Raw genomic sequence first — 3886 nt, 5'->3', positions numbered from 1 at the left:
TCGGGGGCGCGGTTCAAGGTAGCCTCCGAAAATGGTGCCTACTCCAAGGAAGTGGTGACAGGCAGCGACGGCACTGTGACCGTACCCAATTTGGAGGCCGGTACCTATGCGGTAACAGAACTGGAGGCCCCGGAGGGCTACGAGATCGACAATCCTGGGCCTCAGTATGTTGTTCTGCCCAGCGGCAGCGATAAAACTGTGACCGTCACCTTTACGGACACGCCTGAAATCACCGGCGAGGGCAGTATCCGCAAGGTGGACGCGGACGATCCCACCAGGGGCCTTGCTGGAGCAGTCATCAAGATCACCGGTGTGGACAACGACTTCACCGGGACCTACGTCACCGGCGCGGGCGGCTACCTGACGGACGTGCCCTGGAAGGATATGCCCCTGGGCAGTTACACCGCCGAGGAGGTCACTCCCCCGGAGGGCTACACCAAAAGCCCGGACGTCAATAAAACCAAGCAGATGGGCGGCTGGCAGCTCCACAACCGTAACCTACCGGCCCTACGGCCTCGACTGCTCCGGTTTTGTGGATTGGGTGTTTTACAATATCTCCGATGGGGCCTACACCATAGGCCACGGCGGGGGCGCTCACGCCCAGCATAAGGCGATCCACGCCCAGGAGAGCAAAAAAGCTGCTCGGGAGAAGGCTAAGGCCGTGGTAGCCCAGCTGCGGGAAATGAAGCTGAAGGAGGCGGCCAAGAAAGTGGAGGACGGCATTGAAGAGACACTGACCTATTGCGACTTTCCCAGCGAACACTGGACTCGTATCCGTACCAACAATGTCATGGAACGGCTCAACCGGGAGATCCGCCGCCGCACCAGAGTAGTGGGCTGCTTCCCGGATGGCAATTCTGCTTTGATGTTGGTCTGTGCCAGGCTCCGCCATGTAGCTGGCACCCAGTGGGGCAACAAGAAGTACATGAATATGAGGCACTTAGAGTCTGCCCTGGAGGATGCCTCTACTGCTGGCTGATTTTATTCGCCAGAGCCTGCAAACTATTTTGCGCATAACTCTTGACACTACCAAAACATTCTGGTACTTGCCATAGGGCGCGGGCGGCTCCCCACTCGCTCCCTTTTTCGCCCCTACTGCGTAACATGAGGGCATAAAAAAAGCGGCGTTCCTGTTCTCCCGTATAGGGATAGAGAAACGCCGCGTCTGCGTCGTATTCAGTTTTCATTTATTCTTTCTCAATGCTGTGTGCTGGTGGCTGGGCTGGCAGGGTTCCGGGCGGCATATCAAGGCTCTTTCCCTCAAAAGTAGTAAATTGGTAGTAAATTCAGCTTGAAATCCTGCTTGTATGCCCGTAAATCAAGGCTTTTTTGAGATAATCAACCATTTTTGCAAAAAATTAACAGCGCTTGCCCAAAGGATTATACTATGATATAATGAAAAGCGCAACCATAAAGGGGGGATTGCATGAAGAAAAAACACCATATTCTGTCGCTGCTGCTGGCTGCTGTGTTGTTTCTGGGGATTTTCCTGCCTGAGCCCGCCTCGGCGGCCGAGCTGTATTTTACCGCCATCAATGACAGCGTTGCCCCTCTGACCTCAGACAATATGCCCTGCCGGTACGGCGGACTGCTCTATGTACCCTACACGGTGTTCAACGCCAGTCAGAACGGCATTGGCGTCAGCCTGGGGCTGAACGCCAGCTACAACAACCGCAGCGGGAGGAGCGTCAGCATCTACAACTTGAAGCAGATGCTCACCTTTGACCTGATAAACGGCACCTGCCGGGACGACATGACGGGAATGACCTACGAGGGCCGGGCCATTATGCGCAACGGAAAACCTTATGTGCCCCTCTATACAGTGTGTAATTTCTTTGGTCTGGAATACAGCTACAACCAGCTGCCCTATATCTCCCAGGGCTATCTAGTGCGGATCAAAAACTCCGACGTGGTTTTGGATGACACCGTTTTTATCGACACCGCCCGGCGGCTGATTAACGACCGGCTGCGGGACTACACCCAAAGCCTCAGCTCTGCCGAGACTACCCCCACACCCCCCACTTCCACCTCCACAAATCCCACAACTCCCGCTGATGTAGACGGAAGCGACGTGGCCACCTACCTGGCATTCCGGTGTGAGAGCGCCGAGGATTTGCCCTCCATTCTGAGCACTCTGGACAGTACCGGGCAGTACGCACTGTTCTTTCTGGCCCCCCAGGTGATTGAGGAGGACAGCGATCTGGTCCGCCGCATGCTGGGCACCGGCCACAGTGTGGGGGTCCTGTCCCAGGACGGGGACGAGGATGCGCTGAACCGGGGCCGTCTGGCGCTGGAGGAGCTGACCCACACCCGTACCACTCTGGCCTATGTCCCGGAGGCCGCCCGGGCCGGGCTGGAGGAGAAGGGCTGGGTATGCTGGAAGGAGACCCTGTTCCTGGAGCCCAGCAGCACCGTAGGGGGGAACACCTTTGCCAGCACTGTTCTGAACCGCCTGGGGACCCGCCGCCGTACGGTCTACCTTACCCTGGAGGGGGGCAGCAATACCGCCCGGGTGCTGTCTGTCCTGCTGCGGCAGTTGAGCAGCGGCAACTATACTGTGGCCATCCCTATGGAGACAAGACTGTAAAAGAAACCGCCGGTGACCTAAGTTGAAATATTCGTAATTTGTCAAAAGAAATGCGAAAATTTTTACAAAAAATCTTTTTCTGAGGAAGCAAATAAACGCCCTCTCCCTTATAAGCATCCAATATACTATCGAAAAAAATCCCATTGGAGAAGAGCGTAAATGCACATTTGATTTTCCGTATCTGTGGAGGGACTACTCGCTAAAACTGAGAAAATGCATTTATTTTTTAGAACAATATTGTAACGGCCTTTTAAAAGAGATGGAACTTATAAGTAACCTAATTCATGTAGAGGACGATGATATATGGGCAGCACCCAGTACCTAAGATTGCGTTTTATTAGGAAAACACACTGTCAAAAGGATTTTATGCTTTGGCGGGGGTCAGCCCGCCTCGGCGGTGTCAGTGGTGTTGATTTCAATATACTCGGCAATCCGGCGGAACTCGTCCGCAAACTTAAAGTGAACACTGATATTGCCGTTTTCGTAAACCTTGATATGGTCTACCAGCTCAATCAGAATTTCGCGGGTCAGCTTTTCGATGTTCTGATATTTCGCAAAGGCTACCAGCGCGGGATGCTGCTGGTCAACGCCGTTTGAGAGCTCTTTCCGTTCAGCCGTCAGCCGGGCCAGCAAATCCGAGAGCCCAGCGGCCTGCCGTTCATAATCGGCTTTCATTTCCCGGTATTCCTGCTGGGAGATTTCCCCGTCTTTCCAGTCTTGATACAGTGACTGCTTGTAGCGGGTGATTTTAGTCAATTCCTTTTCCTTTGCGGCTATCTGGTCGTTAAGGCGGTGGGATTGACTTTTTTTCAGTGGAGCCGCATTGATATGGGCTACTATTTCCGAATAGGAAACGGCGGTGCTCACTTGATACTGAATAGCGAACAGAACGGCGGCCTCCAGACGGTTGTGCTTGATAGAGTGCATGGTGCAGGCTGTACGGGAGCGTTTCTTGTAAGTGGAGCAGGAATAATAAACATTCTTCCCGCTCTGGCTCCGGGTCACGGCCTTGCCGCAGTCAGCGCACCTCAGAAAGCCGCTGAATAAATGGAGCTCCCGCTTTTTAGGGGCCGTCCGGGTGTCACGTTTCAGAAGTTCCTGCACCCGGTCAAAGGTTTCGTGGGTGATGATGGCCTCGTGGGTATCGGGGACGCGCACCCATTCATCCTCCGGCACAGCCTCAATCTGGTGTACCTTGTAGCTTTTCACCCGGCGGCGGCCCTGTACTAAATCCCCGGTGTAAATAGGATTTCTGAGAATATCCGTTATAATCTTGTTCCCCCACATGGGAGCGTCCGA

3 protein-coding genes and 2 pseudogenes are annotated in these 3886 nt (G+C 54.1%); 3 read left to right on the top strand and 2 right to left on the bottom strand.

All coding sequences use genetic code 11. From position 1 onward, the window contains the following. Both NFS22_RS23165 and NFS22_RS23160 read left to right on the top strand, forming a co-directional pair. Nucleotides 1–480: pseudogene (locus NFS22_RS23165) on the top strand (MSCRAMM family protein); the annotation flags it as partial. Nucleotides 481–607: 127 nt separating this feature from the next. Further along, a pseudogene (locus tag NFS22_RS23160) lies at nt 608–979 on the top strand (transposase); the annotation flags it as partial. Here NFS22_RS23160 and NFS22_RS23155 read toward each other — a convergent pair. Next, nucleotides 966–1187, bottom strand: a complete 222-nt coding sequence (locus NFS22_RS23155; protein WP_251319985.1) for a hypothetical protein — start codon at nt 1185–1187, stop codon at nt 966–968. The pseudogene NFS22_RS23160 and the gene NFS22_RS23155 sit on opposite strands and share 14 nt — an antisense overlap. 239 nt (nt 1188–1426) lie before the next feature. On the opposite strand from NFS22_RS23155, the gene NFS22_RS23150 reads away from it, so the two are divergent. Further along, the gene (locus NFS22_RS23150) at nt 1427–2587 is read left to right on the top strand and encodes a polysaccharide deacetylase family protein (RefSeq protein ID WP_251319984.1); all 1161 of its coding nucleotides are present in this window, start codon (nt 1427–1429) and stop codon (nt 2585–2587) included. A 381-nt stretch (nt 2588–2968) separates the two neighbouring features. On the opposite strand, the gene NFS22_RS23145 is transcribed toward NFS22_RS23150, so the two are convergent. Further along, a partial coding sequence (locus tag NFS22_RS23145) for a recombinase zinc beta ribbon domain-containing protein (RefSeq protein ID WP_251319983.1) occupies nt 2969–3886 on the bottom strand: 918 nt, incomplete at its 5' end.

It is taken from the genome of Flintibacter muris, assembly GCF_943192995.1.
GTDB lineage: Bacteria > Bacillota > Clostridia > Oscillospirales > Oscillospiraceae > Lawsonibacter > Lawsonibacter muris.
The sequence above is the reverse complement of the archived record's forward strand: the minus strand, read 5'-3'. Positions and strand labels throughout refer to the sequence as shown.

What these genes read in the sequence shown, in the direction of transcription:
- NFS22_RS23155 (WP_251319985.1), bottom strand. Translation starts at nt 1,187, where the DNA reads ATGAAAACTGAATACGACGCAGACGCGGCGTTTCTCTATCCCTATACG.
- NFS22_RS23150 (WP_251319984.1), top strand. Translation starts at nt 1,427, where the DNA reads ATGAAGAAAAAACACCATATTCTGTCGCTGCTGCTGGCTGCTGTGTTG.